The following is a 3,238-nucleotide window of genomic DNA, read 5'->3' on the forward strand; positions in this document are numbered from 1 at the left end:
CCCAGATTGAATTGCAGGCTACGAATTCCCGCCATGCCGTCCAACGCCCGGCGGATTTCCGACTCCTCCGAGGCACAGTCCATATTCGCAATGCGGAAGCGCTGGACATTCTTCGCGCCGAGGGGTTCTGGCTTGAAACCCGCTTTGCGGATCGCTTCTAGGGCCTCGGGCAGCGCGTGGTCATCGGCGGCAATGGCAAGCTCTCGATCCCCCAGGTTGAATCGCAGGCTGCGAATCCCCGCCATGCCTTCCAGCGCCCGGCGGATTTCCGACTCCTCTGAGGCACAGTCCATGTTTTCTATGCGAAAGCGTTGCGGCCCAATAGTCGTTGCATCAGACGCTGTTGGCTCGGGCGCCACAGGCACTGTTGCACAGCCACTCCCGCAGCAGGCAGCGTCGGCGTGTTGGCGTTGGTGGGCAGAGTTCATGAAATTCTCCTTTTCAGTCAGATTGGAAACCCTGTACCCACTACAGAGTCAAGCGCCTACAATGAGCCTTGGAGAAAAACCCGCGACCGCTGAAGATGAACTCATGAAAATCGGCGAACTGGCTAAGGCCGCACATACCCAGGTAGAGACGATCCGGTACTACGAGCGTGAAGGCTTGCTACCCGAAACGGCCCGTACGGATGGCAACTACCGCATGTACGCAGAAGAACACGTTGACCGGCTGTCCTTCATCCGGCACTGCCGGGGGTTGGACATGACGCTGGATGAAATCCGGGTTCTGTTGCGCTTCAAGGATGCACCGCACGAGAACTGCGCCCAGGTGAACGACCTGCTCGACGAGCACATCGACCATGTGGCTACCCGCATCAAGGAATTGAAAGCGTTGGAACGACAGCTCAAGACCTTGCGGGAACGCTGCCGTGAATCCCAGCAGGCCAGCCAGTGCGGCATCTTGACCGAGCTGTCCTCAGCATCGCGCCATCTGCACGAACCGGCGACGCGCAGGGGCCATGTTCATGGGGCACATAGCCTCAAGTGACTAGCCCAAAGAAACCCCAAGCCGACGCCCGATTTCCCATGAGGTCGTTCCGCCACGCACTGTCGCCGCAAGCGGCTGCCCCAACCGCTGCTCGATCACTGGCCTCCACGGTACCAGGCTGAAGCCCATGCCGTCGTCCAGCATCGCATACCGACCGCTGGCGAGCATGAGGCTGCGGCGGTAGATGCCGGCCACGCGCTGGCCGTCGGCCACCGGGCGGTGCTCCAGGCCGGTTTCGGCGGCGATGTCCTTGGCGGCCTGCGCCAGCTCGCGGCTGCGCAGCGTGCCCAGCAGGTTTCGGGCGAGGATCACGCGCTGCCCGCGCCGCTCGGCCAGTCCCTGTTCGGCCAGGAAGTCGGCGCGCTGCTGCATCGCCTGCTTGGCCTCGCCGCCAAAGCCGAGGTCGCCCAGGCCCGAGCCGCCGCCGATCAGTTGCTGGTCGAGCCAGGTAGCCCCGATGACGCGGGCCTGCCGCTCGATGGGCAGGTGCGATTTCAGTTCCACGGCCACGCCGCCCAGGCGCTGCGCGTCGTACTGATGGCCACGCTCGGGCAGATCGTCCGGCACCTTCCATAGCCCTTCGGCCACGCGCTCCACGATGCCGGCGCGGCGCAGGGCTTCGAGTCGGCGGATGTGGGCCGCGACGACTTCCTGCGGATCACGGCCCGGCACGGCCTGACCCTGCGCGACGGCCAGGTGATGGTCGGTGCGGTATAGGCCGCCGCTCGCCAGTGCGGTGATGTTCTTGTCGGCTGCGCGCACGTCGGCCGATCCCTTCACCTCCACTACGGCGCCGGCCGGATAGTTCGCCAGTTCATCGTGTGCGTTGAGCGCGACGTAGTGGGCCTTGCCGTCCACGCCGTCGATGACCAGATAGCCCCGGTCGCGCAGCTCGTCGGCCAGCCCCTTCGCTGCCACGCGGCCGAGAATGGTTCGGCCACCTCCATCAGCATCTTGGCCCGGCTCGAACACCGCCAGCTCGCGCGGCTCGCCGCGCATGGCCCGCTGCATGGTGCGGATGATGTCGCCACGCTCGCCCAGGGCGCGCAGGGTCTTTTCGGCATCGGCATGGACAGCCCAGGTGCCCGGCTGCATCTCGTCAGCCAGGCCCAGGAGCTGCAAGCGTTGCAGGCGGCCGATCAGCAGCAAGCGCTGGCGTTGCAGTCGGGGTTCATTGAGCCGTTCGACATGCACCAGGCCATCATCGCCGGCCTCGCGCTTCAAGGTGCGATCCAGGCTCGTCCACCGCTCCTGATCCACCTCGCGTCGCAAGGTCTGCTGGATCTCCAGTTCGGTGCGCGGCCCCAGCCGTTCGGTCGCCAGTTCGGCGGCACGATGGCGGAACCCGTCGGCGATGTAGTCGCCCGCGATGATGAGGTCTTTGCCGGTGTCGTCGCGCCCGCGCACGACGATGTGCGTATGCGGGTTGTCGGTGTTCCAGTGGTTGACGGCTACCCAATCGAGGCCCGTGCCCAGGTCGGCTTCCATGCGGCCCATCAGGTGCCGCGTGTAGGTGCGCAGGTCTTCCAGCTCCGCGCCGTCCTCCGGCGAGAGGATGAAGCGGAAATGGTGCCGATCGTCGGCGCAGCGTTCCTTGAAGGCGTCGAGGTCGGCGGCATCGGTCAGCGGCCCGTAGGCTTGGCCCGGCTCGCCATCGCGGCCCACGCCGTCGCGCTCGATGTAGCGCAGGTGCTTGGCGAGTGATTGCGGGCTGGCCCGTTGCTGGTTGACCAGCAACGTCTTGATGGTCACGCGCCGCGACATAGGCGTGAGCTTCGCGCCTGCGAAGCGTGCCGCCGTATGCCCGCGCCCTAGTCGAGAGCCGGGCCGCTGGCCAGCGCGTGCGCTGCTGCCGCCGGCTGCGGGACGGCGCATCGACGACTTGCCACTGCTGGCCTTGCCTGCCTGCTTGAGCACCCTGGAGACGAAGCCCTGGCCCCGGTTCTTCGGGGCACTGGGTCGGATGCGGAAATCGTCATCGCGGCGGTCGGTCATGGCTGCGCTCCCTGCAAGCTCTGGCGTGTCCGGGCGTGCGAAGCACGCGGGCACGCCTGCATCGGCGCGGGCCTCGCGCCCCACGCGGCACGGCGGCGAAGCCGCTCCGTGCCGCGCCACCCCCACGTGCAGACAGGCTTTCGACGCGGCCCCGTGCCGCGTCCTTTTGTCTTGCCTTCCGCCTTTGCCCCTCGCTGGCGCTCAGGGCAGCGGCGGCCCGGCGGCGCTGCTGCGCGAGCAGCCTGCGCGCCGGCGA

3 protein-coding genes are annotated in these 3,238 nt (G+C 66.9%); 1 reads left to right on the top strand and 2 read right to left on the bottom strand.

The genetic code is table 11. The features are described from left to right. Positions 1-428 (bottom strand): cation transporter (locus DBR23_RS03940; protein WP_146191223.1); only part of this gene is annotated, 428 nt, incomplete at its 3' end. A 103-nt stretch (positions 429-531) separates the two neighbouring features. Here DBR23_RS03940 and cadR point away from each other — a divergent pair. Continuing rightward, complete coding sequence (cadR, locus tag DBR23_RS03945; RefSeq protein WP_024537628.1) at positions 532-987, top strand: Cd(II)/Pb(II)-responsive transcriptional regulator; 456 nt, start codon at positions 532-534, stop codon at positions 985-987. On the opposite strand, the gene DBR23_RS03950 is transcribed toward cadR, so the two are convergent. After that, the gene (locus DBR23_RS03950; RefSeq protein ID WP_024537629.1) at positions 988-2,982 is read right to left on the bottom strand and encodes a relaxase/mobilization nuclease and DUF3363 domain-containing protein; all 1,995 of its coding nucleotides are present in this window, start codon (positions 2,980-2,982) and stop codon (positions 988-990) included. Between the last annotated feature and the right edge of the window lie 256 nt (positions 2,983-3,238).

This window comes from Acidovorax sp. HMWF018 (assembly GCF_003061035.1).
Taxonomy (GTDB): Bacteria; Pseudomonadota; Gammaproteobacteria; order Burkholderiales; family Burkholderiaceae_C; genus Acidovorax; species Acidovorax delafieldii.